This is a genomic window from Pseudoalteromonas sp. BSi20311 (genome assembly GCF_000239875.1).
In the GTDB taxonomy this organism is placed as follows: Bacteria; Pseudomonadota; Gammaproteobacteria; order Enterobacterales; family Alteromonadaceae; genus Pseudoalteromonas.
In genome coordinates, this window is record NZ_BADU01000065.1 from 1 (window position 1) to 26,606 (window position 26,606).

Sequence of the window (26,606 nt, forward strand, 5' to 3'; positions counted from 1 at the left end):
CCAGTTGAGGATGTATTGTTGAAAGTTCCAGTAACACTGGCATTAAGCACTTATGACCAAAACCAACAGGCGCTGCGATACGAACACGCCCTTGTAATTCATTACCCGAGTTAGGGGCGCTTGTTTGAAACAATTCATCTACAGCGCGCAGGCGTTCTTTTGCTATCAAAGCAAATTTTTCTCCAACTAGGGTCACTTGTATGTGTCGAGTATTTCGATGAAATAAAAGCTCCCCTTGCAATCGCTCTAACTCCTTCACTGCTCGCGTCACTGCCTGAGGAGAAATTCCCAGACGGTTAGCCGCTTCTTTAAAGCTGCTAGACTCAGCAGCAGTACAAAATATCCGGAGCATTTCCAATCTGTTAAGCATCACAGTCACATTCAGGTTTGAAATGAATACATAAATATTATTCCAAAATATGGAATTGTGAAATTAAAATATTTCCATTTATTGATTTTTGAAGGTAAGAGATACTTTGCTTGTTATTTAGACAACGTCATTCAACTGATTTGAGGATATTAACTATGAGTAGTGTTTTAGCAAACAACATCAGCGGTAAGGTCGTTGTTATCACTGGTGGTAGCAGCGGTTTAGGCGAGACCACAGCAAGACATTTAGCCAGTCTTGGCGCATCTGTTGTTTTGGGTGCCCGACGCATCGACAAGCTTGAAGCTATTGCTGCTGACATACGCACAGCGGGTGGAAAAGTTGCGGTTCAAGCGACAGATGTGACTAGCCAGGACGAAGTGAAGGCCCTTGTAAATCTTGCACAAGAGCGCTTCGGTAAAGTTGATGTGGTTATCAATAATGCAGGGTTAATGGCGATTGCACCGTTAGCTGAGACTCGAGTTGACGAATGGGATCGCATGATTGACATCAACGTTAAAGGTCTGCTGTATGGAGTAGCCGCAGCGCTTCCGATCTTTCAGGCTCAGGGAACAGGCCACTTTATCAATATTTCTTCCGTAGCGGGTATCAAAGTATTCAGTCCCGGCGGCACGGTTTACAGCGGAACCAAATTCGCTGTTCGCGCTATTGCCGAAGGCTTACGCCATGAAGTTGGGGGTAAAATTCGTTCAACAATCATTTCACCGGGGGCAATCGAATCTGAATTAAAACATGGAAGTTCAGATACTCAGGGTGCAGCCTTTGTAAAAGATTTTTATCAGCAAAATGAAATTCCATCTGAATCTGTTGCTCGTGCTATCGCATACGCAATTGAGCAGCCTGCGGATGTGGATATCAACGAGATTGTTCTGCGCCCAACTGTTCAAGAGTTTTAATTCGTTTAATAAAAGACCGATTAACCAGCGGGTGATTTAACCACCCGCTGAATATTCAGTTTGTGAGGTTATTGATGACAACGTTAAACAGACAAATGCGTGCTTTGGTATTAGATAGCTATGAAGAGGGTACAGTATTCCGGGATGCCCTGATTAACTTACCCTCTCCATCAGCAGGTCAGGTGCAAGTAAAAATATTTGCAAGTGGAGTCAATCCTATTGATTACAAGATCCGCCAAGGTATCGCTCCTTATGCCATGCCGGAATTACCCGCAGTACTTGGCACCGATTTAGCTGGAGAAATTGTTGCTATCGGCGACGGCGTCACCGACTTTTCAGTAGGCGATGAAGTTTATGGTCTGACTGGCGGAGTGCGAGGATTGCAAGGATCATTGGCTGAATATGCCAACGTAGATGCTGAGTTACTTGCTCTCAAACCGAAAAAATTGTCCATGCGTGAAGCTGCGGCTTTACCTCTGGTTGCACTTACTGCTTGGGAAGGTTTGGTTGACAAGGCGAATGTTAAAGCGGGCCAGAAAATCCTTATCCAAGGTGGAGCTGGCGGAGTTGGGCATTTAGCCGTGCAAATTGCTAAGGCTTTAGGTGCCGACGTTTATGCCACTGCATCGACTGGAAAACAACAGCTGCTCAAGGCGCTTGGTGCCACGCCAATTGATTATCACACTGCAAGCCCTGCTGACTACATGGACGCATACACCCAAGGCAAAGGATTCGATATCATTTACGACACTGTCGGTGGCTCTGCACTCGATGCCTCATTAGGTATCATTGCACATTACGGCCATATTTTAAGCTGTGCTGCATTCAGCTCACATAACCTCGCACCGTCGTCAATACGTTCTGCAACATTGTCAGGGATTTTTGTGTTACACCCACAGCTCAGCGGAGAGGGACGCAAACATCATGGTGACATTCTGCGGCAAATTACGGCTCTTGTTGAAGCTGGGCAAATTAAGCCACTACTCGATCCGTTACGCTTTTCCCTAGACACGGCAATGGATGCACATAATGCCGTAGAGTTGGGGTCCATGGGTAAAGTCGTTATTGATGTAATTGCTTAAAAAGTCATTATTGAGGATGCATATGAGCCCAAGAAAACTAATTCGAACTGTTCGTTTCCATGAATTAGGTGGTCCCGAGGTATTAACTATTGACTCGCTGGCGAGTCCAAGTTTGCAGGCCACTGATGTACGTATTGCGGTCAAAGTTGTTGGGCTCAATCGTGCTGATGCCATGTTTAGGCGAGGCCGCTATATAGAAAAGGCTGCCTTCCCTTCGCGAATCGGCTATGAAGCATCCGGGATAGTCATTGAAGTCGGGGAAGAGGTAAATCATTTACGCCTTGGAGAAGAGGTTTGTATTGTCCCTCAGATGGGGCTTTCTCAGAATGGCTGCTACGCAGAAGAGATTGTCGTACCAAGTGAATATGTGGCACTCAAACCAGCAGGGCTAACCTTTGCTGATGGCGCAGCAGCTTGGATGCAGTACCTGACAGCTTATGGCGCTTTGGTCGAAATTGCTAACGTGCAAAAAGGCGATGCAGTACTGATAACCGCCGCATCGAGCAGTGTTGGATTGGCTGCGATTCAAATTGTGAATTCTCTAGGGGGTATCCCTATCGCTACAACTCAAACACGAGCTAAAAAGGCTGCTGTGCTCATGGCAGGCGCGGCCCATGTGATTGCAACTCAAGAAGAGCCGCTGCTGGATAGCTTGAGAAGCATCTTGGGAGAAAACAATTTAAAAATCGCATTTGATGCTGTCTGTGGGCCGCAGATAACTGAAATTGCTGAAGCAATGAGCCCTGAAGGAACAATAATAGTACACGGAGCATTAAGTCCCGAAACAACTCCTTTTCCCTTAAAAATAGCACTTCGTAAAAGTCTGACAGTTAGGGGGTATGTGTTTACTGAAGTTGTAAAAGACATCGAGCGCTTTCGCAGAGCAAAGCAATTTATCCACTCGGGTTTATCCGAAGGAACACTCAAGCCTGTCATTGATCGAAGCTTTAAATTTGAAGAGATAGTGGCAGCGCACCACTATCTGGAGTCAAATCAGCAGATTGGTAAAATAGTGGTCGAACTTGATTAACAGTTCGTGGCTTCCGCTAGTCTCTCAACTCAGTCAGTGACTGATAATAATTAGCGTGGGCTTTGTTGCGGAAATCGAATGAACTAAATCAGAATCTTACGATCAGATCAGGGACATTCATTCACTGACTTTGATTACATGCCGAAGCCTCGCTACAAAACCACTAACTGGCGCAAGTACAATATTTCAGGCGTGACAGATGCGGAAGTACTCCCAAATTTACTCAAACAAACACGCCGATCCATCAAGGAAATTTCGAGAGATGGCGCATACGATACAAGGGAGTGCCACAGGGCGATTAGGGTTAAGAAAGCGATACCTCTAATCCCTCCACGTGAAGGAGCCGCCTTCTGGGAAAAAGGTCATCCACGTAATCTGGCGGTTGGTTGCCAAAAGCTCTATGGTTCGAACAAAAAGTGGAAACGAAAATATGGTTACCACAGGCGTTCATTGTCGGAGACCGCTAAGTATCGCGCAAAACAACTACTAGGCGCTTCACTCACGCTTCGAAATTACAATGCACAAGTTGGGGAGACATACGCCATGATCAAAGCACTCAACAAGCTAACAGGGATAGGTATGCCCGAAACTCAGTATATCGTTTAAAATACAAACGATTTTGCTAGTATTCGCTCTCAAGTTGAATTCCGCAACAAAGCCGGTTGATTGCACGTGTTACGGAGATGCATCCCCATTATTACACGACAGTGGCTGATTTTGGTCGGGAATTTGCATGTTCAGTGGCGAGTAGCATGGCGGAATTTATTGGAAGGCTAGATAACCCAAGCAATGAGATTTGGACGATCAAACGGGACGATAAAATCCATCTGTTGCCATTGATGGTGAAGATCTTGGTCATAATCGAGCACATTTACGATGGTTCATTGCGGACGACTCTTTGAGAGGTTTCGGACTAGGTAAACAGCTTCTCAATTCTGCATTAGCTTTTGCCGATGCTCAGGGTTTCGTCCAAATCAACTTATGGACTTTCTCAGGGCTTAATGCAGCTCGATATCTTTACGAAAGTCAGGGCTTTGCATTGGTGGAAGAGAAACTAGGCTCAAAATGGGGTATAGAAGTCTTGGAGCAACGCTTCACCAGGTGCATATAAATGTGAATAAATATTTAAGGAGTCTCAATGACAGCTACAAAAGAAGAAGTTATCGCTTTCATGAAATCGGAGTTTCCACAAAGTAAATGCGTTGTGGAAGCAGTGAGCAACGGTAGAGCGACTGTATCTCATCATGTAGGTCAGGATGAATTACGTCCTGGCGGAACGGTTTCGGGGCCTGTTTTAATGAGTGTGGCTGATGTGGCACTTTATGTGGCGATACTTGGTAAAATTGGCATCGTGCCATTGGCAGTAACAACTAGCCTTAACATCAACTTCTTACGTAAGCCATCGGCAAATGAGCGAATCATTGCGGAATGTTCTCTGATAAAAGTCGGCCGTACTCTCGTGGTTGGGGAGGTTTCTCTGTACTCTGAGGGGGTGAGTGATTTAGTAGCACATGTTGTGGGTACATACTCTATACCGCCCTATACATCGAAACGAAGTGAGAATATTAAAACAATTAACTCTCTGAAAGCTTGACTCCGTTTAAAAGAAAAAAGGCAGTTATTTGAGGGGAAGATTAGTGGTTACCAATTGCCATCTTATATAAACGCCTACTTCAGGCCTGCAGCGGAGGCATTGCAGCAATTCGAGGCTAACAAACAAAGTCAGTCGGACAGCTAACGCTGTCGCTGCTTTGGGCGTAGAACGTTCGCCCCTTGTCTGAAGCGGACTTGCGCAAAAGTTATGTCCAACGTCCGCTAATCGCTCTTAGCTGCCTATTAAATGAAGTCCTAAGCTTTTATTTACGTCTTCTATTCGGCGCTCTTTGGCCTGTAATACGTTTTTTATCGCGATCTTTACGCGCTTTGTTGGTGTTTTTGCGGTTATCTTTAGGCGGCTTATTTAAGTCGGGTTCATAGCCTTCAAGCCATTGTGGGGCTAAACGCGTATCAAGCAGTACTTCAATTTCTTCAAGCAGCCATTGCTCATCTAAACTCACTAGCGACATAGCAAGGCCTTGCTCGCCAGCTCGTCCTGTACGGCCAATACGATGCACATAATCTTCAGCTATGTATGGCAATTCAAAGTTAATTACGTATTTAAGTGCCGGTATGTCTAAACCGCGCGCCGCTACATCGGTGGCCACTAATACACGCGTACTGCCTTCTTTGAAGTTATGAAGAGCTCGGTCGCGAGCTCCTTGCGATTTATCACCATGAATAGATTCGGTTTTTAAACCATCTTTACACATTTCTTTGGCAAGCTTATCGGCCATTTGTTTAGTGCGGGTGAATATAAGCACTTGGCGCCAGTTTTTCATGCCAATCATGTGCGATACCAGTTCGCGCTTTCTGTCTTCATCTACTGCGTAAATAACTTGTTCAACCTCTACAGCAGCAGAGTTGCGCTTATCAACTTCAATAAGTTCAGGGTCTTTGAGCAATTTTTTACTCAGCTCAAATACACTGTCATCAAAGGTGGCGGAAAACAGTAAGGTTTGACGATCGCCTGGGATATGACGCAGTATTCGTTTAATTTCGTCAATAAAACCCATATCAAGCATACGGTCTGCTTCATCAAATACTAACGAATCAACACTTGAAAGCACCACACTGCCCTTCACTATGTGATCAAGTAAGCGCCCTGGCGTTGCCACTATTACTTGCGCTGTTTTAAGTGCTTTGATTTGTGGGCCAATGCTTGCGCCACCATAGGCAAGTGCACCCTGAATATCACTACCAAGAGCATACTTTTCAAAGCTTGCAAATACTTGCTGAGCAAGTTCACGGGTGGGCGTTAAAATAACCACACGAGCAATGCCTGGTTCGTCTTTTTTAGAGCTGTTTAAAAGCTTATGTAATAGCGGCAAAACAAAAGCGGCTGTTTTACCGGTGCCAGTTTGAGCGCTGCCCATCACGTCTTTGCCCGCTAAAATTGGCGGTATCGTTTTGTGCTGAATGGCGGTAGGCGTAGTGTAATTATTTTGCTCTATTGCCGTTAATAGTAACGGGTCTAGGGCGAGTGATGAGAACGATGTGGCAGACATAAGCTTGGCTTTAAAATAACAAAGAACGCTATTATACCTGAGCTTAAGTAATAAAAAAGGCGCTAAATAGCGCCTAAGTAAAATGAAGTATTTAAACCGGTTTTAATGTGGCTTTACGTTCATTATAAAATGCAATTAAATCATCTACGGTGCTTTGACAGTATTCACGAATACCCGATACCACCATGTGTTTTTCACCAAAACCCACCTTTTCGCCGTTTTCTAATAAATTAAAGCGCAAGGTTATTTTGCCGCGTTTACCAGCGTATTCAAAGCTTGGCTCTGCAAACTCAAGGGTCGGTGATTTAATATCAATGTTATTAAGATTAATTATCATTGATTCATAAATAATCATAGGCCGCGCAGGATTTATCATTACCTCTTGCTTGCCCATTAAAGGAATAATTACATGCGGGAACGCAGCACCTGAGAACTCAACATAATTTTTTATTAAACTGTTTGTAAGTGTTGGGCATTTACTGGTTTTACCGTCGCGTTTAACCTTTAAAATTACTTTTTCACCATGGTTTACATCAAACTCTTCTCCAGGTTGTTCTGGAAAATTTAGCTTGGTGTTTTCATCAACCATACCGGCAAAGGTAAACTCCATTCGCTCACTAATGCCATAGCGGTCTAACACTAAAGAAAAAAGTAAGTCTCCTGGTGCGCAAAACTTTTTAGCGTCTTTATCATGAAGCGGGTTGTAGTCGTCGGCTACACATTTAGCAAAGCGACAACCTTGCTCACGAGAAATTGAAACATAATCAGCATGCTGCTGATAGTAAGGACTTAACATAGTGTGTTCACTGCTTAAACTGCTTATAACCTAGCTATACTACCAGAAAAAAAATCTTGAGAGGTCGAATCTGTTTAATAAAGGCGAAAAATGATAATTTGCAACTCGCTAATTAACTAAGTAAATTAGGCAAATACGAGTTTAAGGGATTAACTAATGAAGTATTTTTCTTTATTAATATGCGCGGTTTCATTTTTAACTGGCTGTAATAACGTTACTTACACAACCAATATCGACGACGAGGTTTTATCAGAACACGTTTCAAGCCACATTAAAAAACGTGGCCTAGAGCAGTTTTACAGTGTTCAGGACGCTCTCGATAGAGGTGCAAGCCCCCTTGGTGGAATAAAAGGCGAAAGCTGCGATGTTTCAGATGATACGCGAACATCCTCAATTAGCTATAACCGTTTGAAATCACAAGCTATAGAATCCCTTAAAAACAATGTGCTTTATTTAGGTGGCAATGCATTTACACTAGAGCAGTGCCAATCAGTATCCCGCTACAATTGTGATTTAGCCGTTATTTGTACCGGACAAGCCTATAATTATTAATAGCTCAAAATTATCTAATTGAGACTATAACGCTATGTAATTCGTTTTCTCTCATTTCCTCTATCAAACAACAAGCTGTATTTGCCAATGACTTTTTACTTTTTAGCTGCCGCTATTTTATGTGTTTTCCCGCAGTGTAAACTCACTGTATTTCGCCAACCATTATGGCAATACTTATTACTGCTAAGTGTTATTACTGCCTATTATCAACAATATATAAATTTAAACGCAGTTGCTGTTATAGCTGTTTATGTGGGATTGTTTCACTTTACGTTATTGGCAACCTCAGCGTTAAAACGTAATGTTCTAACGTCTTTATTTATAACAGCCTCACTCGGGTTAGCCTTACATTGGTTTGCGGGGTTTAATAACCTGCCTATCGTTGTTAATGAACAAGTCACCAGTAACGCAATTGCATTTACCCTGTATGCTAATTTTGATAAAGCATTTGCGGGTTTAATGCTGAGCGCTTATTTTTTTGAAAAAAATAAAACGGCAAAGCCAGTGACTATCGGCTACCCTGCTTTAATCATAATTATCACTATTTTAGCGGCGCTTATAACTGCTTTAACGTTAAACCTTGTTGAATTTGCGCCAAAAGTACCTGAATTTTGGTTACTATTTATAGCTATCAACCTACTTTTTACCTGCGTTGCAGAAGAGGCATTATTTAGGGGGGTGATACAAACTAAGCTTTCAAAACTAATAACCCCGAGCAGATTTGCATTACTGGCACCGGCTGTCAGTACTTGTGTATTTTCACTGGCACACTTTTCAGCGGGTACTCATTATATGCTTGTGACGGCCGTTGCAGGATTTGGTTATGGCTATATTTACTACAAAACAAGCCGATTAGAATGGGCCATTTTATGTCATTGGCTCGTTAACGTGTTTCATTTTTTCTTATTTACTTACCCTATGCTGGCAACTCCATCTTAAAACTACGGGTACAAAAAAGCCGCTTAAATAAAGCGGCTTTTGAATCTATATACGCGATTACGCACTTGGGTAATCGCGGTATGCGCGCTCTATTTTTTTAGCCTGCTTTTTAGAAATACCTAAATGGGCAAGCGCAACACGTAAACGTGCACGCGATAGGTCAGATCCTAAAATTTCCATTGCATCTAATACCGAGGTAGATGATGTTTTGCCGGTAATAGCCACAAATATAGGCTCTAAAAAATCTTTAATTTTAAGCTCGTGGAAGGTGGCTACTTCTTTTGCAATTGCAAAAATAGCTGGTTTTTCAAAGCTACGTAAGCCTTCTAGCTGCCATACAAAAAATTGTAATGCTTGGCGAATAACATCTTCGTCAGCTTTACCGGCTGTTAATAGCGCAGGATCGTAAGTCGGGATGCCGCCTACAAAGTGCCCTGCTAAATCAACCATGTCAGAGAGTGTATTTATACGCGTTTTAGCTTCTGGTAATACTTTAGCCAGCATGTCGCCATTAAATTTCCAGTCAACAAAACGCTGCATTAGCTCTGCATCAGTTAAGTTTTCACGGATCCACATACCGTTTAACCAGCTTAACTTGTCTACGTCGAATACTGGGCCACCTAGCGATACACGCTTCATGTCAAAGTGCTCAATCATCTCATTAAGGGTGAACTTTTCACGCTCATCAGGCATTGACCAACCCATACGGCCTAAGTAGTTAAGTACCGCTTCTGGTAAGTAACCCATTTCTTTATAGTAATTAATAGACGTTGGGTTTTTACGCTTAGACAGTTTTGATTTATCTGGATTACGCAGTAATGGTAAGTGACCTAGTACCGGTGCTTCCCAACCAAAATCTTCATATAGTTTTAATAACTTAGGCGCTGAGTTTATCCACTCTTCACCACGGAAAATATGGCTAATTTGCATATGGTGATCATCCACCACGTTAGCTAAAAAGTACGTTGGAAAACCATCCGCTTTTAATAGCACTTGCATGTCTACGTTTTCCCACGGGATCTCAATTTCGTCGCGTAGGTAATCGTTAAACTTAAAGGTACCTTCGCTTGGGATTTTCATACGTATAACGTACGGTTTACCAGCAGCTAGGTTTGCTTTAATTTCGTCTTCTGTATGGTTTAAGCCACGACCATCGTATTTAGGACGCAGACCTTCGGCCATTTGCTCTTCACGCATTTGGTCCAGCTCTTCGCTGGTTGCGAAACAGTAGAATGCTTTGCCGTCTTCAACTAACTGATGAGCGTATTTTTTATATAAATCACTGCGCTCAGATTGACGGTATGGACCAAACTCACCACCTACATCAGGACCATGATCCCACTCAAGGCCTAACCAGCGTAAGCTATCCATGATGGCTTGTTCAGATTCTGGTGTGCTGCGAACTTGGTCAGTATCTTCAATACGAAGTACAAATTCACCGCCTTGCTGTTTAGCAAAACAGTAGTTAAATAAGGCAATGTAAGCGGTGCCAAGATGCGGGTCACCAGTTGGCGACGGAGCAACACGGGTACGAATTGTCATGGTAATGTCTCTTTTAATAAGTGAGATGGTATGAAATACCAATAAATATTTTAAGCGGCTACTTTGTTTAAGTAAGCAATAATATCGTTTGATTCATAAAGCCATTTTACTTGGCCATCTTGCTCAATACGTAAACAAGGTACTTTAACTTTTCCGCCTTGCTCTAATAGCTCTTGGCGGTATTGCTCATCATTTTTTGCATCGCGTGTTTCAATTTTTAAGCCTTCACGCTTAATTGAACGGCGCACTTTTACACAAAAAGGGCATGCTTTGAATTGATAGAGCTTAAATTGTGCGGTTTGCTGATCAAGCTTAGTTTGCTCTTGCGGATCACGTTTTTTGCTACGCGGCGTAAAAACAAAATTAAAAAATAAGATGATACAACCTAAAACCCAGCGAACTAATTTCATCTTCAATACTCTTTACAACAAATTTAAGGTGCAAGATTTTAACACAAAAAAGCGCAACACTATAAGCGGATTATACGTTGCGCTATATCGTTAAAAAAGTGCTTAATTACAACACCACCATATCATCTCTGTGTAGCACTTCCACGCCGCTATCGTAATCAAGTAAATGGCTGATTTGATTAGAGTGTGCGCCTTTTATTTTATCGATTTCAAGATGACTAAAGCGAGTTAACCCCCGTGCAATAATTTGCTGGTTTACATCAATTAAGTTAATTAAATCTCCACGTTCAAACTCACCAATGGCGCGCGTAATGCCTTTAGCAAGTAAACTAGCCCCCTTAGATTGCAATGCATGCACGGCACCGGCATCAATTAAAATTTGGCCGCTACTTTTAGGCCCTGCTAATAACCATTTTTTTCGGCCATCTTTAGGGGCGGTAAGTTTTAAAAAACGGGTGCCTGGCAGTTGCTCGCTCATGCATTTTAAAATCACGTTTTCATCAGCGCCTTTGGCAATAATCACCTCAACTCCAGCTCTTCTGGCAATATCTGCTGCCTGTAGTTTGGTTGCCATACCCCCTGTGCCTAGATTTGTACCGCTGCCACCCGCAAGTTGGCGTAACTCATCATTAATATGAGTCACTTCGTCAATCAAGGTGGCGTTAATGTCGGTGCGCGGATCGCTGGTAAATAACCCTTGTTGGTCGGTCAGTAGCAGTAATTTGTCGGCATTGGCTAAAATAGCCACTAATGCCGACAAGTTATCGTTGTCACCTACTTTTATTTCGCTAGTAGCAACCGCGTCGTTTTCATTAATGATCGGCACTACATCATAATTTAATAAGGCATTGAGGGTATCGCGGGCATTTAAATAACGCTCTCTGTCGTCAACATCCGCGCGCGTTAGTAGCATTTGCCCCACGTTAACACCATACAACGCAAATAAACTTTGCCAAATATGAATGAGTTGCCCCTGTCCAATGGCGGCCAACATTTGTTTGTCTATTAATGTGCGCCCACAGGGTTTTAATAGCTGTTCGCGACCTGCGGCAACCGCACCGCTTGATACTAAAATAACGTGATGACCTTGCTTTTTTAGCTCACTGCATTGGCGAACAAGTTCCACCATATGTGCTTTGTCTAACTTATCGGTACCGCCAGTGAGTACGCTTGTACCTAGCTTTACAACTACGACCTGATCCCTTTGCATGTTTTTTACTTAGCGCAATAAATGATGCATTTATTTATACCAGTTCGGTATTTTTGAACAAGTAAAAAATATTCAATCACCCCCTCTGCATGCTAGGATCGCACTATATTCAACCGATTAAATTACACCTTATGCCTGCCAGTTTATGTTTAATTATTGCCACCTTTTTGTGGGGTAGCTCCTTTATTGCACTTAAATATGCGATTGCGATTTATGACCCTGCCTTGGTGATATTTTTACGTATGCTCACCACTTTACTGATTTCGTTATGTTTATGGCGTTACGTAATTCGCTTTGAATATTTAAAAGGCGATTGGAAGTATTTATTAGGTATGTCGCTGGCAGAGCCTTGCTTGTACTTTTTATTTGAAGGCCACGCAATGGAGTACACCTCAGCCTCTCAGGCGGGGGTTATTGTGTCTTGCTTACCTATTATTGTGGCATTTTTAGCGTTTTTCATGCTCAAAGAGCATATTAGTAAAGCTATTGTGGTGGGTTTTACGCTGTGTATTGGCGGCAGTATTTTATTGACCTTGCTCTCACCCAGCTCAAGCCAAGCCCCAAACCCATTACTGGGGAATTTTTTAGAATTAATGGCCATGGTGTGCGCGGCATTTTATACCGTGTGTATAAAACATTTAGCTAACCGCTATTCCCCTCTCACATTAATTGCTCTGCAAGGCGTGAGTGGTAGTTTGTTTTTTGCTCCGTTTTTATTATTTATTGACCTACCAAGCGAAAACCAACACGATTTAACCGCACTAATGAGCATTTTGTACTTAGGCTCTTGTGTTACTTTGGGTGGGTACGGCATGTACAACTACGCGATTAGTAAAGTGTCGGTGTTAACCGCAGCAGCTTATTCTAATTTAATCCCAATTTTCACTTTAATTTTGTCAGCCATTATTCTTAACGAAGTACTGACACTTGGCCAGTGGATCAGCATATTTGTGGTGTTTATAGGCGTAATGATAAGCCAACGCCATCAAGAACTAGTGGTCGATATTCCTAACGCTACCTCGGGTGAGGATATTTCAGCCGACACTAACCATCTTAAATCGGTACCCGAGGCCAGCGAATCAAAAGGGTAACAGGTCAGTAAATACAGCCCTGCTTGATGCAAAAAATCGGTGTTGTACTGATTAATCACCTCAACGTGTGTTACTGAATAATGCTGCACTTTGCCATTTTTAAGTTGTAGAGAAAATTGCTCCCCCACTTTAGCGTTTTTTAAAAACGCAAAGTGGGTATCGTTGTGGCCAGCAATAAGTGCTCCTTGCGAATTACCAACATCAGCCCCACCTAATTCCCCCGCAGCTAAAAAATGACTGGGCGCAAACGCTAAATTTCTACCACTTGCGCCATCGAGCACGGTTAGTCGTTTATTATGCTTTGGCCATATTATTTGTGCCACTGGGTAACTATCAGCATAAAACCACGGCTTAATTTTTTTATTGGGCGATTTAAGGGTCGTTTGCCAAGCTTGCTCTATTAACACTTGTGCAAGCCACGCCTTTGCCTGCATGTATACACCATGGCCAAACAAGCTCAGCCCCAAGGCTAGTAAACCTATGCTTAGCCACTTTTTCATTTACAGCGCCTCACTAACAAAAGACCACCTAGAAGCAATAATACTCCAAACACAATATGCACTTTGCTTTGCCCATCAGTTTGCGGCAAGCGCATGGTCATTCCTTGTGGCATAGCATTAGCCACTTGTGTGCTTTGTTTAGCAACTTCTTTTATGGTCGTCTCTTCTATAGCAATAAACGCAGTAAATAGGCTAAGTAATTGATGCTCAAGCGCGAGCTGCTGCACTTGCTGTTTTACAACACTTTGTTGGTTGTATAACAATAACGACTTTATTTTTTGACGTGCCCAAAGCTTATCAATTCCAGTGGCCTTTGAACTTGCTTGCGGATTAAGCTTAACCTTAAACTCCCCATGCGCCGTTTGCCCCGTAAAAGTAATTGCATCGGTATTATCTAATTTAATGGCCACCATAATGGGCTCAGCAAAATATAGGTCAGGCAAAGGTGAGGGCCAAAAATCTAAGCTGTCTCCATTTGTATTTGTCAACGCCAAATTAGTCATAGCCGGGTGAGCAAGTTTATCAAACAACTGCTGCATTTTCGGCTGCACATCATGAGCACTGCTTATAAAGGTGTAAGTTCCCTTGCCTATATCAGCGGCACGACGCATAAAATAACGGTTAGGCGCACTACCAATGCCCACAGTAAATAAACGGCTATCACCTAAGGTGTGCGCAATATGTTTAAATAATTGATCTTCGTTACTTACGCTACCATCGGTTAAAAATACAACTTGGCGTACAAACCCTTCAAATTGCATCCCATCGAGTACTGCATCAAGTGCGCCTTTTATTTCAGTTCCGCCATCGGCTTGTAAGTTATAAATAAAACGCTCTGCGCGACGTAAATTAAAGTCACTGGCAATTAATGGGGTTTCACTCATAGCTGCAACCTCATTATTAAAACTGACAATATTGAAGCTATCATCACTATCTAATAATGATAATGCGTAAAACAGCGCTTTTTTAGCTTGTTCAATAGACTGCCCATGCATAGATCCCGAAGTATCAACTACAAACACCATTTCACGCGGTAAACGCTGAGATTGAGTAAAACTATCGCTTGGCGGCATTAACATTGCTAACGCATACTGCTCACCATTTTGTGCTTGCTGAGTAAAAAGTGCAGCTTGCGCTTGCGCTATTTGTAGTGGCTTAAACTCAAGTACAAAGTCTCTATTTATGGCTTGCTGTGGTTTTAGCACAATGCTGTATTGCCCAAATGCAGGGTTTTCAATATTAACTTGATGGTACTTAGCGTTTATATCAACCAATTCTAAGCCTATATCCATGTTAATTGTTAAGCTTAAATCGCTGGCATTTGCCGCCTCATTGGTTTGTTTTGTGTAAACAGGGCTTAACCAACCCTGTGGAGTGAACGAAGGTGCATTAGCGTTTTTTATCGCATGCTTATCTTGATCATCGTTAACTTCCCCTGTTATTGCATGATAGCGTGGCGTAATTGTAGTTGGAAAATGAATCGCAAAGGTTCCGTGTTGGTAATCAATAATCTCTTGATACTCAAGCGTTATAACTATTTCTTCTCCTGGCCCTACATTTGCCACATTTGTAATAAACATATTTGCACGCTGCTGTCGCAACAATGAAGCTTGTTTGCCTGCTTTTTTGGCAGCTTGGTACTGTTTTTCAGCTTGGCGTTTTTTTGCTATTTTACCTTTAATAACTCGCTCGCCAATACGCATAGTCATTGCTTGCACGGCGCTTTCATCGGGTAAAGGAAATACATAACGTGCATTTACTGCAAAAGGATTTTCATTTATGTAGTGCTGCGTTACTACAACATGATTAATTAGCCCTGTTAGGGTCATTTTTGCATCGCTTTTTAAAATAACCCCAGGGTTAACCGCCACTCCTTGGCTATCAAACAAAGATAGTTTTGGCGACTGTGCATGGCTTTTAAAGCTGGCCAAAAGCACGATAATAATAAAAATAAAAAGGCTTACCTTGGTAAGCACTTTGGTGGGTTTACTCAACATAAATCACTCCATCGAACGCCTTGCGATTAATTGCTTGCTGTTTGATCAGTCGTTTGATTAAGCGCACGGGTAGTGAGAGTAACGCGCCTGTCAAAAAAGTTATCTTCAAGGGTGTTACTGTTTGCTATGCTTTGTTGCTCGCCAAACGCTTGTGTGCTCAAACGTGTATGGCTTACTCCCTGTTTAATTAAGTAACTTTGTACGGCGTTTACTCTGGCTTTTGAAAGTAATAAGTTCGCTTGCTCTGCACCGCGCTGATCGGCAAAGCCACTTAAATCGAGTGCGAGTTGCGGTTGGCTTTTTAATAACGCTACCAATTGATCAAGCTGCTTGGCAAAATGTGGAGCAATATCGCTAGAGCCTGTTTTAAATTGCACCGTCATCGCCAATAAATTATTAAGCTGCGATTGAGTTAATTGCTCATTTTGTTGCGCCAGTAGTTCAAGTTGCGCCTCTAGGTGACTGTTATGATTAAGTACGTGCTGGTAGTCGTTGGTTTTCTCTGCCATTACAGTTAAAGCTTGCTGCTGCTCAGCAATGGTTTGCTCAGCCACCTTGGCATCGCCAATCAAACCACCAGCAAATGCGCCTACAAACGCGCCGATTGGCCCACCAACAACACCACCAATAATGGCACCGGTGCTCAGGCCAACAATTGTTTCTTTTTTTGCTTCTTTTGATGGGGTATCCGCAGCAAATACTGGCGTACAAAAAGTGCTAACAAGTGTGAGTGCGATTAATGTTTTCTTCATGGTCTATTCCTTACTATTAATAATGGTTGGCAAGCTATTGGTTGGCACTTGCGTTGTATTGGTAATTTCAATAGCTGTATTAAAACACCATGAAGTGGCAATAAAGGGGAGTAAAAATGGCAAACTGCTGAGCAATTGTGGCAAAAAAATGGCAATTGTGTTTTTAACCGTACTTAGCGCAAAAACTTCGCTATAGTGCGCCTAAGTCAATATGAGTAATTAAAAAATGAAAAAAATAGCTATCGTTGAAGATGAAACTGCCATTCGCGAAAACTACATAGAAATGCTAAGCGCTCAAGGCTATCAGGTAAGTGGTTATGAAAACCGCCCTCAAGCAGAAGTAGCTTTTAAAGAAGCACTCCCCGATTTAGCCATTGTTGATATTGGCTTAGGCCATGAAATAGATGGCGGCTTTTTACTGTGCCAAACACTGCGTTCACTTTCTAAAACCTTACCAATTATTTTTTTAACCGCTCGCGACAGCGAAATAGACACCGTATGCGGCCTGCGCATGGGCGCCGATGACTACTTAACCAAAGATATTAGCTTAGCGCATTTAGCCGCGCGTATTGGTGCGCTATTTCGCCGCATGGAAGCATTAGAGCAACCCGCCGATGCCAACGCATTAATAATTCGCGGTCAACTAACACTCGACACGCAACGCATGCAGGTGCTTTGGCAGCAACAGTTGGTTGATTTAACCGTAACTGAGTTTTGGATGCTGCATTCACTCGCCCAACGACCTGGCCACGTTAAAAGCCGTAATGAGTTAATGAGCGATGCTAAAATTTATGTAGACGACAGTACCATTACCTCTCATGTAAAACGCATTCGTAAAAAGTTTATAGCACTCGATAGCCAGTTTGACTGCATTGATACCGTGTATGGCATGGGTTACAGGTGGGAGCAACCCACATGCTGAGATTTGGCCTACGCAGTAAATTTATTTTACTTTCGTGCTTTTTGTTTTTGTTGCCATGGTTAGGCTACGAGTACGTATGGGAAATGGAAAAGTTTTTACGCCAAGGCCAAGAAAAAACGCTAGTAGGTACTACACGCGCACTGGCAACGGCCCTGCACGAACGCCCCGCTTTATTTGACGAACAAACCAACTTTTTAGATCAAGTGGTAAAAGGTCGCGATCTCTATGCTTATAATTTAAAAAGCCCGATTCAGCTCGATGGCAAACTCAACGACTGGGACGCTTATCAATCGCTGTTTTGGCTTTATGACAAACGCTACTTACAAACAGCCAATGATAACCATCAACTAAACAACTTATCATTTAGCCACATGGTAGGTAAGTTTGATAATTACTTATATGCTGTATTTAAAGTCACAGATGACACTGTAATTTACCGTGCTAAAAATAGCCTCAGCATTACCAATAACGATTACATAAAAATTGGCCTAAAAAACCCTGATGGGCAATTTAATACTTATATTATTGCTCCGCGCCAAGATGGCTGGGTCAACGCATTTGATGCCAATAGTAAAATGCCTTTTACTAAAATTCAGGGTTTCTTTAAACAAACTGAAACAGGTTACAACCTTGAGCTGCGCTTTCCTTTGAGTATGCTTGGCAATAAACTAGGATTTGCCATTGCCGATGTTGATAGTAAACAACCAAACCAACCCCCTAGTATTATGTCTACATCGAACTTAAATAACCCGAATGATTTAGGCTCGGTACTGGTGCCCTCCCCTGAGATAAACCGTATATTAAAAGGCATGGGCCACAGCGGCAGTCGCATTTGGGTGGTCGATAATCATCACCGTGTTTTAGCGCAATCGGGCAGTATTCAAAATGCCGATGGCGTATGGGCTGATGGGCTAAAAAATCAAGCGCCAAAAACCGCATGGCAACGCTTTGAACAAACCTATTTGCATCCTTTGTACTATAAAATTTTAACCCGTCCCGAAGATGAGTTTATAGACACCCTACACGATGTCGCCTCAATGCAAGGCACTCATTTAGCCAAAGCACTCAAAGGCCAACCCGCATCGTCGTGGCGACTCACCCCCGACAATAAAGCGGTGATTTTATCGGCCGCGTATCCTATTTGGATTGAGGATAAAGTTATTGGGGCAGTTATAGCTGAAGAAACCACCAATGGCGTGCGTACACTGCGTAATAAATCGCTGGAAAAGCTATTTAATGTAATTTTAGCGGTCATGTTAATTGGCACAGTCACTTTGTTCTTTTTTGCTTCGCGTATATCGAGCCGTATTAGGCGACTACGAGATACAGCAGAGCAAGCCATTGATGCGCAAGGACGAGTAACGGGCCATATAAATTACAGCGATGCCAATGACGAAATTGGCGATCTGTCGCGTAGCTTTTCAAATATAGTGAGCCGACTTGGTGGCTATACCGATTATTTAGAAAATATGTCGTCGCGCTTATCTCACGAGCTGCGCACACCGGTTGCGGTTGTCCGTTCATCTCTTGAAAACTTACAAAGCTTGCAGCAAAGTGAACTGAGTCAAAAATACCTTGAACGTGCCAGCGAAGGGGTTGAGCGCTTAGGAAAAATAATTACCACCATGAGCGAGGCTACCCGCCTTGAGCAAAGTATTCAAAGTAATGAGCCAGAGCAGTTTGATTTACAAAAAGTAATTAGTGGCTGTATGCAGGGCTACCAGCTTACTTATCCTAACCAGTTATTTACACTCAACATTTGCCAAAGCACACTGTTGATGCAAGGTGCCCCTGAATTTATAGCGCAACTGCTCGATAAGCTAATTAATAATGCCTTGGAATTTAGTGAAGCTAACACTGCAATTGAAGTCAGCCTTAAGCAAAATGAAAGCAAAGCAACATTAACGGTAAGTAATACAGGTACTTTATTGCCTGAGGGACTTACTGAACATATTTTTGATTCTATGGTATCGGTGCGCAGCCAACAAATGCAGCAACAACCGCATTTAGGTTTAGGGCTTTATATTGTAAGACTGGTGTGTGATTACCACAAAGGCACAGTAACGGCGCACAATAATGAGCAAGGTAATGGGGTGGTATTTACTGTGAGCTTGCCTTTGAGTAATTAAATAAAGCGGTTTAGCTATAAATCGCTTGCTCGTAAAGTCTGTCAGTTACAATTTAAGTTATGCACAAATGTAACTATTCACTTTTAATTCATTCGTTCAATCTTAAGGTAACGGTTATTCTCTAGGAGGAAAAACTATGAACGAATTATTAGAACGTGAAGAAATAGAATTTATTCTTGATTTATATCGCCCAAATACAGCGAATGAACAATCACCAGCAAGCGCTCTAAAAAGAGCAAAAGCTTCTACAAAGCATGCGATGCAGGCAAGGGCTTAACCCCCGCCCCATTAGTTAAGCTGTAAAAACGCTTTAATGCAATCTATTTCAGCTTGTTTTACTGTCTCGCCTATTTCAGGGCCTTTTTTGCCGCTTTTAAGCGCGTCTTGCACTATCTGTTTTTTATCCATTTTTTGTAGTTCGTTGTGAATAGCACGTAATTTAGCGGCTTGTGGATAGGGCTTATCCACCAGCGTTTCGCCTCGTCCTTGTGCATCACACTGGCAGGCTTGAGTAAAAGCAATAAAACGCTCTGGATGCACTAGCGCATTTAAATTAGTGACGATTAATTTATGAATAGTTTGCGGTCTTAACTGTTCAAGCGTGTGACAAAGGGTATGGTTATCACTGGTAAGCACGCCTATATCACGAAAGCGATTAGGCACTTTTAAACGTTCACAAAAGGCCTCAACTACAGCAACCCCTTCACGTTCATGGCCGCGTAAATTACCGCGTTTTTTATAGCTTAGCGCTTTACCAAAGTCATGGGTTAAAGCAGCAAAACGTGTTTCTAGGTTGAAGCCTAAATCGGCTGCTCGTCTAAGCACTAGCATAGTATGGACAAACACATCGCCCTCGGGATGATGATTTGCCGGCTGCGGGGTATTTTTCATCTGTTCTATTTCAGGAAAAATACCTAACCCATCTAATGCTTGAAAATAAAGCTCGGGGTGTTTTTCGCCAAGCGCTTTTTCTGTTTCAAGCCAAACTCGCTCAGGCACTAAATGTTCCAGCTCGCCTTTATTTTTAAGCTCATGCATTAATGCAGTAGTACTTGGATGAATAGACCAGTCGCTACCATAACGCGCTAAAAAGCGAGCAATACGCAATACCCGAACAGGGTCTTCTACAAATGCGTGGGTGGTGTGACGCAGTATTTTATTTTTTAAATCAGCTTGACCATTAAATGGATCAATAATAGTGCCGTTTTCGTCAAGTGCCATAGAGTTTATGGTTAAATCTCGGCGTGCTAAGTCTTCTTCAAGGGTTACGTTTGGGCTCGCATCCACCACAAAGCCGGTATAACCTTTACCACTTTTACGCTCAGTACGCCCTAGTGCATATTCTTCTTTAGTGTTTGGGTGCAAGTAAACCGGAAAATCGCTGCCAATGGGTAAAAACCCAAGCGCTTCCATAACCTCTGGCGTTTCACCAATAACAACGTAATCGTTATCTTTTGATTGTATGTTTAGCAGTTTATCTCGCACTGCTCCGCCAACTAGGTAAACTTGCTTTAAGCTTTGTTGCACTTTATCCCCAACCACTACTTTTAAGGTTTTCTTTGATGTTAATCATACCTAATAGTCATTAAAAAATCTGTGTTGTTTGCCAAGCTTTATTAAGCTCATTACAATGACGCATTATTTTTTAATACCTAAACAACAAATGAAAAACCACTCAGCAAAAAAAGAACTTATGTTACTGCCCATCCTTTTGGTGGTTATTATTATGTGTGTTGCAGGGCATTTCTTGCTGCAGGCTAATTTTCAAGACAGCCATTTGGTTGAGTATTTGTTAGCTGCAATCCCATTTGCTATGTTTGGCTTAGTAATAGTAGCTTTTAAAATGGCCGCCAAAAGTGAACAACAAGAGCAGGAATAAAAGACTTAACTTTTAGCTATAATACATGATAACCAAACCAGTCAGGTTTAATTGTTTGTGCTTGACCACTTGGGGTTAGTTTAATATTAAGCTGGCTATCGAGTAAATCTATAGCAAAGCAATCATCAACATCATGTAAATCATCTTTATGTAGATGGCTCAGCCCTGCGAGTAAATCATTTTTAGCACGCTGTTTTGCTTCTTCACTACTGCAGGCAACATACAAAGCAAAGTCGTGTTGCTCTGCTAGTGAGTCGCTTCTGTAAGCACCTAAGTTAACAAAATAAAGCTGCTTATTTTGCTCTACATAACCATCAACTACCTCAACTTTATAACCATCAATGTGATTAACCGCCATGTAGCTATCCATGTGTACGCTATTTTTGTCGCCTACCCACTGACTTTTAAGCTTGCTATAAGTTTGCTCAATGTTTTGGCCTACCACAAAACGTACATCGTGCATTTCTATGTGGCAGCCTTGAATACGTCCACCTAAATACACCATAAATAACTGCATGCTCACTTCCTTTTTTAAAACTAAATTAAATTAAACTATCTACGTCAATTTCATGCTTTTTAATCAGCTTATAAAAATCAGAACGATTACGCTTGGCAAGCTTGGCACCTTCGGCCACATTACCCCCTGCCATTTTCAGGGTATTGATAACGTAATCTCGCTCAAACTCTTTTTTAGCGTCGTTAAGCGAAAGTGGCTCAACGTTATTTTCATTGCTATTTAACGCACTAAGCACTAAATGTTCAGATATAACGTCACTTGGTGTTAAGGCAACCACCTGCTCCACCACATTTTGTAATTGACGAATATTACCAGGCCAATCATATCTTACCAGTGCATGCATGGCATCGTTTGCAAAACGTTTTTCTTTTTGTTCCATACGTTTTGCAATATTGGCGCTAAAAAAGTTAGCTAATAAGCTAATATCTTCACGGCGCTCTCGCAGCGGAGGAAGTTTGAGGTTTACTACGTTTAAACGATAATATAAATCTTCTCTAAACTCTTGATTGCTAATAGCTTCAGGCAGGTTTTTATGGGTCGCTGAAACAATTCGCACATTAATGGGAATTTCTTCTTGAAAACCGACTGGGCGAATGGTTTTTTCTTGCAGCACGCGTAATAACTTAACTTGTAAATTTAGCGGCATATCCCCAATTTCATCTAAAAATAAGGTCCCCCCTTGCGCTTGCTGAAACAGGCCTTGGTGATCTTTTACCGCCCCTGTAAATGCGCCTTTTTTGTGACCAAATAACTCCGACTCTAATAACTCACCAGGGACTGCACCACAGTTAATAGCCACAAACGGGCCATCATTAACATGGCTGTGCTGATGAATTGCCTGTGCGAGCAGTTCTTTACCTGTACCACTGGCACCAGAGATAAGTACATTTACCTGAGTAGGACCTAGTAATTTAACTTGCTCTAGCAAATGCAACATAGCGCCACTTCGAGTAACAATATTGCTTTGCGGAGTAATATCATCATTATTCACTCCATGTATTTCTATAGCTTTTGCTAAGCTATCGAATAGCTCGTCTTTATCAACTGGCTTAGTAATAAAGGCAAATATGCCTTGCTTAGTCGCCTCTACCGCATCAGGAATTGAACCATGAGCCGTCATCATAATTACAGGTAGTGCTGGGTAGCGGCTTTGCAATTGTCGGTGCAGTGCCATTCCATCCATTTCATCCATTCTTAAATCGGTGATCACCGCATCAAATACTTGGCTTTTGAGTAGTTGTAAGGCGTTCATGCCACTATCACAGGTTGTTACTTCATAACCTTTTGATTGAATTCGAATTGCCAGTAACTGCAGCAAGCTGGCATCGTCATCAACGAGTAAAACTTTAGCGCTTGATGGAAGTGTGACTGACATAGCTACTGCTCCTTGGTTTCTTCACGTAATAAAAGTTGCTGTTCAATTGCAGCTAATGACGATAAGGTTTTTTGCATTTCAGCGTTTAATGCTTGCTGTTGTTTTTTTGCATTTATTTGCATTAATACCTGCTGTTTTTGCAGCCATAAATAGTGCTTTATATCATCTGGCCAATAGTACGCCTGATCTAGCTTAAGTAATTGACTCATAACAGTATCAGGGTCGCGACTAAGGTTAACGCATGCAGTATTAAAAAATGCCTTCAGTGCTTGCTCCCCTAAGTAAGCTTTATTGTTAGGCGTTAATTTAAAGCCACCACACTGATGGGCATGCCATGCAATCACTTGCGCTGCGGGCGGATACATAAGAGCTACTTTTGGCCGCGGCTTTGGATTGGGCTGGTTGCTTTTATTATCGGGCTGAGTTTGAGCTATTAACTCAGGTTTAGCTGGTGTTTGAGTGTTGGTTAATTCACACCCAGATAAAAAAACGAGACTGCTGGTTAGCCATAAAATAGCCATTAAACGCGCAGACATATTATTTAACTCCTTTATTTTTATAGGGAATGACAATGTTAAATCGACAACCTTGCGGCTCATTATGCTCAATAGTTAACTTCCCCTGTAACTGCTCAACCGACTCTTTGACTATGGTAAGGCCTAATCCACTGCCTTGCAGACTAATCTCTTTACTGTGTTTACCTTGATAAAAAGCGCCAAAAACGTGCTCTTTTTCATGTTCTTTAATACCACAGCCCTCATCAGCGACCTGTATAATTAAGCCATTACTTTCTAAACTTAAGCTAATTGACACTTCTTGGTTTGACTGTGAAAACTTTAAACCATTAGAGATTAACTGAATTAAAATCATTTCAATTAATTCTCGCGGTAACTTCAGTGCAACTGTCGGTAAGCTATTGTGCCAAAGAAGCGACTGCTCTCGGGCATTTAACCTATGTTCAAAGTGATTATTTACTTTTTTAATCAGCTGGTTAAATTCCACTTCACTAACATTATCTTTACTGGTTCGAATGGCGTTATAACTTAATAAACTGTCTATCATAGTGCGTAATCGCACCATAGATTGACTGATCAATCCAAGCACCGCTTTTTGCTCATTATTAATTGGCCCAACAATTTCATCGGCTAATAATTCAGTGCCCTCAACCATAGAGGCCAAAGGCGTTTTTAATTCGTGAGTAACATGGCGTAAAAACGTATCTTTTTGCTGCTCTAGCATATGCAATTGCGCTTGCACCCACTGCAACTTGTTACCTAGTTCAATGAGTTCAGCTGATCCCTGCACTGATATTTTTTGCTGCCAATCTCCTTGGCCTAATTTATCAATAACAGAGGTTAAGCCCTTTAAACGGCCACTTATACGCCATAAAAACCCACCGCCAACAAGTAAGGTTAAAGGCGTAAGTGCCACTAACCAGTGTATAAAGGAGGCTTGTAAATTTGTCAGTTTAACTTGGTTTTGAGTGATTTTGGCTTCATTGTTTTCGCGCAGCCATACCGTTAGCTCTGCCAGTATTTCACTAATTGGCACAAACAATTCTGCTTGCTGACGAGCTTCAACCACCAGTTTGGTATGCGCTGTTTTTAGCGTATCTGTTAACCGTTGCCATTGTTGAGTATTTTTTTGGTTGCTAGAAAGCTGTTTAAGCTCATTTATATTATCCAGCGATGACTGCCATTTATCCACGATAAGCTCATCGAGTGAATCGCTTTTTAAAACCCAGTTTTGCCTTGTTGCCCTTTCTAAACTGTTGAGCTCTTGCTTAAGTGCATTAAATGACTTAGTCACTTGGTAGTTATTACTGACAATTTGCTGCGTGACCGCTAATTGTTTATTTAGTACATTTAAAAAAACAATAACTACAATAGACAAAGGCAATAGTGACAACAGCATGCTCATTATAAACTGGCCAATCAAATTAGGACGCCAATTTACCAATGCTTTATATTTTTCAGCCATGATTGCAGGCATACACTAATCCTTTACTACTTTTAAGCGCTCTATTATTAAGCGCTCAACTTATACACTCGCTGAACCAAGTACTTATTTGAGAATAAAATTGCCATAACGTCTCTAAATTGCGACAAGTTAAACACTTGATTTAAAAACAATAAAAAAACCTAACTGAGAAAATGTTGCATAAAACACACAACCGTCGGTAAATATTACCCATTAAAAACACAGAATAAATTTAACCATATGATTTTTAATGAAAATAAAAACTGGCACCATAATTGTAATACGCTTATAAATATTAATTTTTAAAGGCCAAGGAATGACTAAAGGTTATCTAAAATCTACTGTATTAATAGCGTTATGTTTCACAAGTAGTCATTTATTTGCGCTTGATGTGAACACAGCATTTTACAGCTTAGATAAGGACAGCAACGGCACATTAAGTGAAGCGGAAGCTGGCGAAGATGCATTACTGCATGAGAATTTTGCACAAATAGATAAAAATGAAGACGGACAATTATCGTTCGATGAATTTAAACAGTTTGTAAAATAAAGGAGTATATTTATGAAACAATTGATTGGTGCTTTTTCACTGCTATTTTTAGCTATTAGTGCAACGGCATTGGCATCGTCGTTAAACGTACGTTTTATGCATTTAGATAAAAATATGGACGGCCAAATATCGCTCACAGAAGCAAAACAAGATAAACAGTTACTCAAGCAGTTTACTGATTTAGACAAAGACAATAACGAGATGATTTCTAAAAAAGAGTTCGAAAACTTTAAACCTTAAGTTTAGATTCAAGTTAAGTTTTATATTATAGAGTTAAAAGCATTTGCCATAATCCCTGAGGGAGTGTGTAAACGGATTTAATGTTGGGAGTTAAATTATGGCAAGTGCTTTCTTTCAATACTGCCAGCAATTAAAATACACCTTGGAACGCCAACTATGAGAATACTGCTTCCTTTTATTGGTGCTTTACTTTTTATCAGCCAAAGTGCATTCGCACTTGATGTAAAGCAACGCTTTGAGCATTTAGATACAAATAATGACGGGTATTTAACCCATAGCGAGCTTGCTGCTCAGCCTCAGCTATTAAACTCATTCTCAAATTGGGATGAAAATCAAGATAACAGAATTTCTTTAACTGAGTTTAAAAACTACCTAACCAATAACCTGTACTGAGTATTTAGATGAAACCTATCCACTATATTATTTTACTAACACTCACTGTTTTTAGCTGTATGAGTTTTGCGACAAGCAGCTATATTGACGAAAAGTTTGAAAAACTTGACCGCAATCAGGATGGCTTTTTGACTCGCTCTGAAACCGCCAGTGATCCTGCTTTGTGGTCACGCTTTAGCAGTTACGACCGTGATAAAGACACACAATTGTCATTAAGCGAATACAGTTTGTACGCCAGTAAATAAATAGCCCCCTCAAGTAAAGCTTGGTTAAGTTTCTCAAGCTTGAGAAAGTTAAACCTCTCCTTGTTAACCCACAGCCTATTTACCCTT

General features: G+C 41.5%; 30 protein-coding genes and 1 pseudogene. 17 read left to right on the top strand and 14 right to left on the bottom strand.

Annotation, left to right across the window (positions count from 1 at the left end):
• The coding region (locus tag P20311_RS06970; protein WP_036984949.1) for a LysR family transcriptional regulator at nt 1–370 on the bottom strand (370 nt) is incomplete at its 3' end.
• 155 nt (nt 371–525) lie between these two features.
• Between P20311_RS06970 and P20311_RS06975 the strand changes: the two genes are divergently transcribed.
• The 6 genes and pseudogenes from P20311_RS06975 to P20311_RS07000 all read left to right on the top strand — a co-directional run bounded on the left by P20311_RS06975 (nt 526) and on the right by P20311_RS07000 (nt 4,990).
• The gene (locus P20311_RS06975) at nt 526–1,284 is read left to right on the top strand and encodes an SDR family oxidoreductase (protein WP_008111098.1); all 759 of its coding nucleotides are present in this window, start codon (nt 526–528) and stop codon (nt 1,282–1,284) included.
• A 74-nt stretch (nt 1,285–1,358) separates the two neighbouring features.
• Nucleotides 1,359–2,366: a zinc-dependent alcohol dehydrogenase family protein gene (locus P20311_RS06980; RefSeq protein WP_008111099.1), complete on the top strand. Its 1,008-nt coding sequence runs from the start codon at nt 1,359–1,361 to the stop codon at nt 2,364–2,366.
• Nucleotides 2,367–2,388: 22 nt separating this feature from the next.
• Nucleotides 2,389–3,396, top strand: coding sequence for a zinc-dependent alcohol dehydrogenase family protein (locus P20311_RS06985; protein ID WP_008111100.1), 1,008 nt, complete (start codon nt 2,389–2,391; stop codon nt 3,394–3,396).
• A gap of 180 nt (nt 3,397–3,576) precedes the next feature.
• Nucleotides 3,577–4,002, top strand: a pseudogene (locus P20311_RS06990) (IS5 family transposase); the annotation flags it as partial.
• Between the two features lie 229 nt (nt 4,003–4,231).
• Nucleotides 4,232–4,507 (top strand): GNAT family N-acetyltransferase, encoded by a 276-nt coding sequence (locus tag P20311_RS19525; protein ID WP_367318014.1) that lies wholly within the window; start codon nt 4,232–4,234, stop codon nt 4,505–4,507.
• 27 nt (nt 4,508–4,534) lie between these two features.
• Nucleotides 4,535–4,990, top strand: coding sequence for a PaaI family thioesterase (locus tag P20311_RS07000; RefSeq protein ID WP_008464865.1), 456 nt, complete (start codon nt 4,535–4,537; stop codon nt 4,988–4,990).
• A 262-nt stretch (nt 4,991–5,252) separates the two neighbouring features.
• On the opposite strand, the gene P20311_RS07005 is transcribed toward P20311_RS07000, so the two are convergent.
• Nucleotides 5,253–6,500: a DEAD/DEAH box helicase gene (locus P20311_RS07005; RefSeq protein ID WP_008111103.1), complete on the bottom strand. Its 1,248-nt coding sequence runs from the start codon at nt 6,498–6,500 to the stop codon at nt 5,253–5,255.
• A gap of 91 nt (nt 6,501–6,591) precedes the next feature.
• Complete coding sequence (locus tag P20311_RS07010) at nt 6,592–7,296, bottom strand: DUF3581 domain-containing protein (protein WP_008111105.1); 705 nt, start codon at nt 7,294–7,296, stop codon at nt 6,592–6,594.
• Nucleotides 7,297–7,452: 156 nt separating this feature from the next.
• Here P20311_RS07010 and P20311_RS07015 point away from each other — a divergent pair, with 156 nt between their 5' ends.
• Both P20311_RS07015 and P20311_RS07020 read left to right on the top strand, forming a co-directional pair.
• Nucleotides 7,453–7,848, top strand: coding sequence for a hypothetical protein (locus P20311_RS07015; protein WP_008111107.1), 396 nt, complete (start codon nt 7,453–7,455; stop codon nt 7,846–7,848).
• 87 nt (nt 7,849–7,935) lie between these two features.
• The gene (locus P20311_RS07020) at nt 7,936–8,787 is read left to right on the top strand and encodes a CPBP family intramembrane glutamic endopeptidase (RefSeq protein WP_008111108.1); all 852 of its coding nucleotides are present in this window, start codon (nt 7,936–7,938) and stop codon (nt 8,785–8,787) included.
• Between the two features lie 57 nt (nt 8,788–8,844).
• On the opposite strand, the gene gltX is transcribed toward P20311_RS07020, so the two are convergent.
• The 3 genes from gltX to proB all read right to left on the bottom strand — a co-directional run bounded on the left by gltX (nt 8,845) and on the right by proB (nt 11,949).
• Nucleotides 8,845–10,329: a glutamate--tRNA ligase gene (gene gltX / locus P20311_RS07025; protein ID WP_008111109.1), complete on the bottom strand. Its 1,485-nt coding sequence runs from the start codon at nt 10,327–10,329 to the stop codon at nt 8,845–8,847.
• Nucleotides 10,330–10,379: 50 nt separating this feature from the next.
• Nucleotides 10,380–10,739 (bottom strand): glutathione S-transferase N-terminal domain-containing protein, encoded by a 360-nt coding sequence (locus tag P20311_RS07030; RefSeq protein WP_008111110.1) that lies wholly within the window; start codon nt 10,737–10,739, stop codon nt 10,380–10,382.
• A 106-nt stretch (nt 10,740–10,845) separates the two neighbouring features.
• Nucleotides 10,846–11,949: a glutamate 5-kinase gene (gene proB, locus P20311_RS07035; protein ID WP_008111111.1), complete on the bottom strand. Its 1,104-nt coding sequence runs from the start codon at nt 11,947–11,949 to the stop codon at nt 10,846–10,848.
• A 131-nt stretch (nt 11,950–12,080) separates the two neighbouring features.
• Between proB and P20311_RS07040 the strand changes: the two genes are divergently transcribed.
• A complete protein-coding gene (locus P20311_RS07040) occupies nt 12,081–13,040 on the top strand; it encodes a DMT family transporter (protein ID WP_008111112.1) in 960 nt (319 codons plus the stop codon).
• Here P20311_RS07040 and P20311_RS18645 read toward each other — a convergent pair.
• Genes P20311_RS18645 through pdsO form a run of 3 tightly spaced genes read right to left on the bottom strand, consistent with a single transcriptional unit; the run spans nt 12,935 to nt 16,289 of the window.
• Nucleotides 12,935–13,540: a class GN sortase gene (locus tag P20311_RS18645; protein WP_036932892.1), complete on the bottom strand. Its 606-nt coding sequence runs from the start codon at nt 13,538–13,540 to the stop codon at nt 12,935–12,937. The genes P20311_RS07040 and P20311_RS18645 overlap by 106 nt on opposite strands.
• On the bottom strand, nt 13,537–15,537 hold the full coding sequence (locus tag P20311_RS07045; protein ID WP_008111113.1) for a marine proteobacterial sortase target protein: 2,001 nt from the start codon (nt 15,535–15,537) through the stop codon (nt 13,537–13,539). The genes P20311_RS18645 and P20311_RS07045 overlap by 4 nt, the downstream gene beginning before the upstream one ends.
• Nucleotides 15,538–15,563: 26 nt before the next feature.
• On the bottom strand, nt 15,564–16,289 hold the full coding sequence (pdsO, locus tag P20311_RS07050) for a sortase-associated OmpA-like protein PdsO (RefSeq protein ID WP_008111114.1): 726 nt from the start codon (nt 16,287–16,289) through the stop codon (nt 15,564–15,566).
• Nucleotides 16,290–16,515: 226 nt separating this feature from the next.
• On the opposite strand from pdsO, the gene pdsR reads away from it, so the two are divergent.
• The 3 genes from pdsR to P20311_RS19115 all read left to right on the top strand — a co-directional run bounded on the left by pdsR (nt 16,516) and on the right by P20311_RS19115 (nt 19,617).
• A complete protein-coding gene (gene pdsR, locus P20311_RS07060; RefSeq protein WP_008111124.1) occupies nt 16,516–17,211 on the top strand; it encodes a proteobacterial dedicated sortase system response regulator in 696 nt (231 codons plus the stop codon).
• Nucleotides 17,205–19,340, top strand: a complete 2,136-nt coding sequence (gene pdsS, locus P20311_RS07065; RefSeq protein WP_008111126.1) for a proteobacterial dedicated sortase system histidine kinase — start codon at nt 17,205–17,207, stop codon at nt 19,338–19,340. Before pdsR ends, pdsS begins: the two co-directional genes overlap by 7 nt.
• A 136-nt stretch (nt 19,341–19,476) precedes the next feature.
• A complete protein-coding gene (locus P20311_RS19115; protein WP_008111127.1) occupies nt 19,477–19,617 on the top strand; it encodes a hypothetical protein in 141 nt (46 codons plus the stop codon).
• Between the two features lie 11 nt (nt 19,618–19,628).
• Here the strand turns inward: P20311_RS19115 and P20311_RS07070 are convergent, their stop codons facing one another.
• Nucleotides 19,629–20,867: a multifunctional CCA addition/repair protein gene (locus P20311_RS07070; protein WP_008111129.1), complete on the bottom strand. Its 1,239-nt coding sequence runs from the start codon at nt 20,865–20,867 to the stop codon at nt 19,629–19,631.
• A gap of 136 nt (nt 20,868–21,003) precedes the next feature.
• On the opposite strand from P20311_RS07070, the gene P20311_RS07075 reads away from it, so the two are divergent.
• A complete protein-coding gene (locus P20311_RS07075) occupies nt 21,004–21,219 on the top strand; it encodes a hypothetical protein (protein WP_036932905.1) in 216 nt (71 codons plus the stop codon).
• A 16-nt stretch (nt 21,220–21,235) separates the two neighbouring features.
• On the opposite strand, the gene P20311_RS07080 is transcribed toward P20311_RS07075, so the two are convergent.
• The 4 genes from P20311_RS07080 to P20311_RS07095 are packed head-to-tail and all read right to left on the bottom strand — an operon-like array spanning nt 21,236 to nt 25,103.
• Nucleotides 21,236–21,736 carry a DUF1543 domain-containing protein gene (locus tag P20311_RS07080; RefSeq protein ID WP_008111141.1) on the bottom strand — a complete coding sequence of 167 codons (501 nt, stop codon included), beginning with the start codon at nt 21,734–21,736 and terminating at the stop codon, nt 21,236–21,238.
• A 25-nt stretch (nt 21,737–21,761) separates the two neighbouring features.
• The gene (locus tag P20311_RS07085; protein WP_008111143.1) at nt 21,762–23,111 is read right to left on the bottom strand and encodes a sigma 54-interacting transcriptional regulator; all 1,350 of its coding nucleotides are present in this window, start codon (nt 23,109–23,111) and stop codon (nt 21,762–21,764) included.
• A gap of 2 nt (nt 23,112–23,113) precedes the next feature.
• Nucleotides 23,114–23,647, bottom strand: coding sequence for a hypothetical protein (locus P20311_RS07090; protein WP_008111145.1), 534 nt, complete (start codon nt 23,645–23,647; stop codon nt 23,114–23,116).
• A 1-nt stretch (nt 23,648) separates the two neighbouring features.
• Nucleotides 23,649–25,103 carry a HAMP domain-containing sensor histidine kinase gene (locus tag P20311_RS07095; RefSeq protein ID WP_008111146.1) on the bottom strand — a complete coding sequence of 485 codons (1,455 nt, stop codon included), beginning with the start codon at nt 25,101–25,103 and terminating at the stop codon, nt 23,649–23,651.
• A 304-nt stretch (nt 25,104–25,407) separates the two neighbouring features.
• Between P20311_RS07095 and P20311_RS07100 the strand changes: the two genes are divergently transcribed.
• From P20311_RS07100 to P20311_RS07115, 4 genes are all read left to right on the top strand, one after another.
• A complete protein-coding gene (locus P20311_RS07100) occupies nt 25,408–25,641 on the top strand; it encodes an EF-hand domain-containing protein (RefSeq protein WP_008111148.1) in 234 nt (77 codons plus the stop codon).
• A gap of 12 nt (nt 25,642–25,653) precedes the next feature.
• Nucleotides 25,654–25,881 carry a hypothetical protein gene (locus P20311_RS07105; protein ID WP_008111149.1) on the top strand — a complete coding sequence of 76 codons (228 nt, stop codon included), beginning with the start codon at nt 25,654–25,656 and terminating at the stop codon, nt 25,879–25,881.
• A 156-nt stretch (nt 25,882–26,037) separates the two neighbouring features.
• Nucleotides 26,038–26,274: an EF-hand domain-containing protein gene (locus tag P20311_RS07110; protein ID WP_008111150.1), complete on the top strand. Its 237-nt coding sequence runs from the start codon at nt 26,038–26,040 to the stop codon at nt 26,272–26,274.
• Between the two features lie 8 nt (nt 26,275–26,282).
• A complete protein-coding gene (locus tag P20311_RS07115) occupies nt 26,283–26,519 on the top strand; it encodes a hypothetical protein (RefSeq protein WP_008111151.1) in 237 nt (78 codons plus the stop codon).
• Nucleotides 26,520–26,606: the final 87 nt, after the last annotated feature.

What these genes read in the sequence shown, in the direction of transcription:
- P20311_RS06975 (WP_008111098.1), top strand. Translation starts at nt 526, where the DNA reads ATGAGTAGTGTTTTAGCAAACAACATCAGCGGTAAGGTCGTTGTTATC.
- P20311_RS06980 (WP_008111099.1), top strand. Translation starts at nt 1,359, where the DNA reads ATGACAACGTTAAACAGACAAATGCGTGCTTTGGTATTAGATAGCTAT.
- P20311_RS06985 (WP_008111100.1), top strand. Translation starts at nt 2,389, where the DNA reads ATGAGCCCAAGAAAACTAATTCGAACTGTTCGTTTCCATGAATTAGGT.
- P20311_RS07000 (WP_008464865.1), top strand. Translation starts at nt 4,535, where the DNA reads ATGACAGCTACAAAAGAAGAAGTTATCGCTTTCATGAAATCGGAGTTT.
- P20311_RS07005 (WP_008111103.1), bottom strand. Translation starts at nt 6,500, where the DNA reads ATGTCTGCCACATCGTTCTCATCACTCGCCCTAGACCCGTTACTATTA.
- P20311_RS07010 (WP_008111105.1), bottom strand. Translation starts at nt 7,296, where the DNA reads ATGTTAAGTCCTTACTATCAGCAGCATGCTGATTATGTTTCAATTTCT.
- P20311_RS07015 (WP_008111107.1), top strand. Translation starts at nt 7,453, where the DNA reads ATGAAGTATTTTTCTTTATTAATATGCGCGGTTTCATTTTTAACTGGC.
- P20311_RS07020 (WP_008111108.1), top strand. Translation starts at nt 7,936, where the DNA reads ATGACTTTTTACTTTTTAGCTGCCGCTATTTTATGTGTTTTCCCGCAG.
- gltX (WP_008111109.1), bottom strand. Translation starts at nt 10,329, where the DNA reads ATGACAATTCGTACCCGTGTTGCTCCGTCGCCAACTGGTGACCCGCAT.
- P20311_RS07030 (WP_008111110.1), bottom strand. Translation starts at nt 10,739, where the DNA reads ATGAAATTAGTTCGCTGGGTTTTAGGTTGTATCATCTTATTTTTTAAT.
- proB (WP_008111111.1), bottom strand. Translation starts at nt 11,949, where the DNA reads ATGCAAAGGGATCAGGTCGTAGTTGTAAAGCTAGGTACAAGCGTACTC.
- P20311_RS07040 (WP_008111112.1), top strand. Translation starts at nt 12,081, where the DNA reads ATGCCTGCCAGTTTATGTTTAATTATTGCCACCTTTTTGTGGGGTAGC.
- P20311_RS18645 (WP_036932892.1), bottom strand. Translation starts at nt 13,540, where the DNA reads ATGAAAAAGTGGCTAAGCATAGGTTTACTAGCCTTGGGGCTGAGCTTG.
- P20311_RS07045 (WP_008111113.1), bottom strand. Translation starts at nt 15,537, where the DNA reads ATGTTGAGTAAACCCACCAAAGTGCTTACCAAGGTAAGCCTTTTTATT.
- pdsO (WP_008111114.1), bottom strand. Translation starts at nt 16,289, where the DNA reads ATGAAGAAAACATTAATCGCACTCACACTTGTTAGCACTTTTTGTACG.
- pdsR (WP_008111124.1), top strand. Translation starts at nt 16,516, where the DNA reads ATGAAAAAAATAGCTATCGTTGAAGATGAAACTGCCATTCGCGAAAAC.
- pdsS (WP_008111126.1), top strand. Translation starts at nt 17,205, where the DNA reads ATGCTGAGATTTGGCCTACGCAGTAAATTTATTTTACTTTCGTGCTTT.
- P20311_RS19115 (WP_008111127.1), top strand. Translation starts at nt 19,477, where the DNA reads ATGAACGAATTATTAGAACGTGAAGAAATAGAATTTATTCTTGATTTA.
- P20311_RS07075 (WP_036932905.1), top strand. Translation starts at nt 21,004, where the DNA reads ATGAAAAACCACTCAGCAAAAAAAGAACTTATGTTACTGCCCATCCTT.
- P20311_RS07080 (WP_008111141.1), bottom strand. Translation starts at nt 21,736, where the DNA reads ATGCAGTTATTTATGGTGTATTTAGGTGGACGTATTCAAGGCTGCCAC.
- P20311_RS07085 (WP_008111143.1), bottom strand. Translation starts at nt 23,111, where the DNA reads ATGTCAGTCACACTTCCATCAAGCGCTAAAGTTTTACTCGTTGATGAC.
- P20311_RS07090 (WP_008111145.1), bottom strand. Translation starts at nt 23,647, where the DNA reads ATGTCTGCGCGTTTAATGGCTATTTTATGGCTAACCAGCAGTCTCGTT.
- P20311_RS07095 (WP_008111146.1), bottom strand. Translation starts at nt 25,103, where the DNA reads ATGCCTGCAATCATGGCTGAAAAATATAAAGCATTGGTAAATTGGCGT.
- P20311_RS07100 (WP_008111148.1), top strand. Translation starts at nt 25,408, where the DNA reads ATGACTAAAGGTTATCTAAAATCTACTGTATTAATAGCGTTATGTTTC.
- P20311_RS07105 (WP_008111149.1), top strand. Translation starts at nt 25,654, where the DNA reads ATGAAACAATTGATTGGTGCTTTTTCACTGCTATTTTTAGCTATTAGT.
- P20311_RS07110 (WP_008111150.1), top strand. Translation starts at nt 26,038, where the DNA reads ATGAGAATACTGCTTCCTTTTATTGGTGCTTTACTTTTTATCAGCCAA.
- P20311_RS07115 (WP_008111151.1), top strand. Translation starts at nt 26,283, where the DNA reads ATGAAACCTATCCACTATATTATTTTACTAACACTCACTGTTTTTAGC.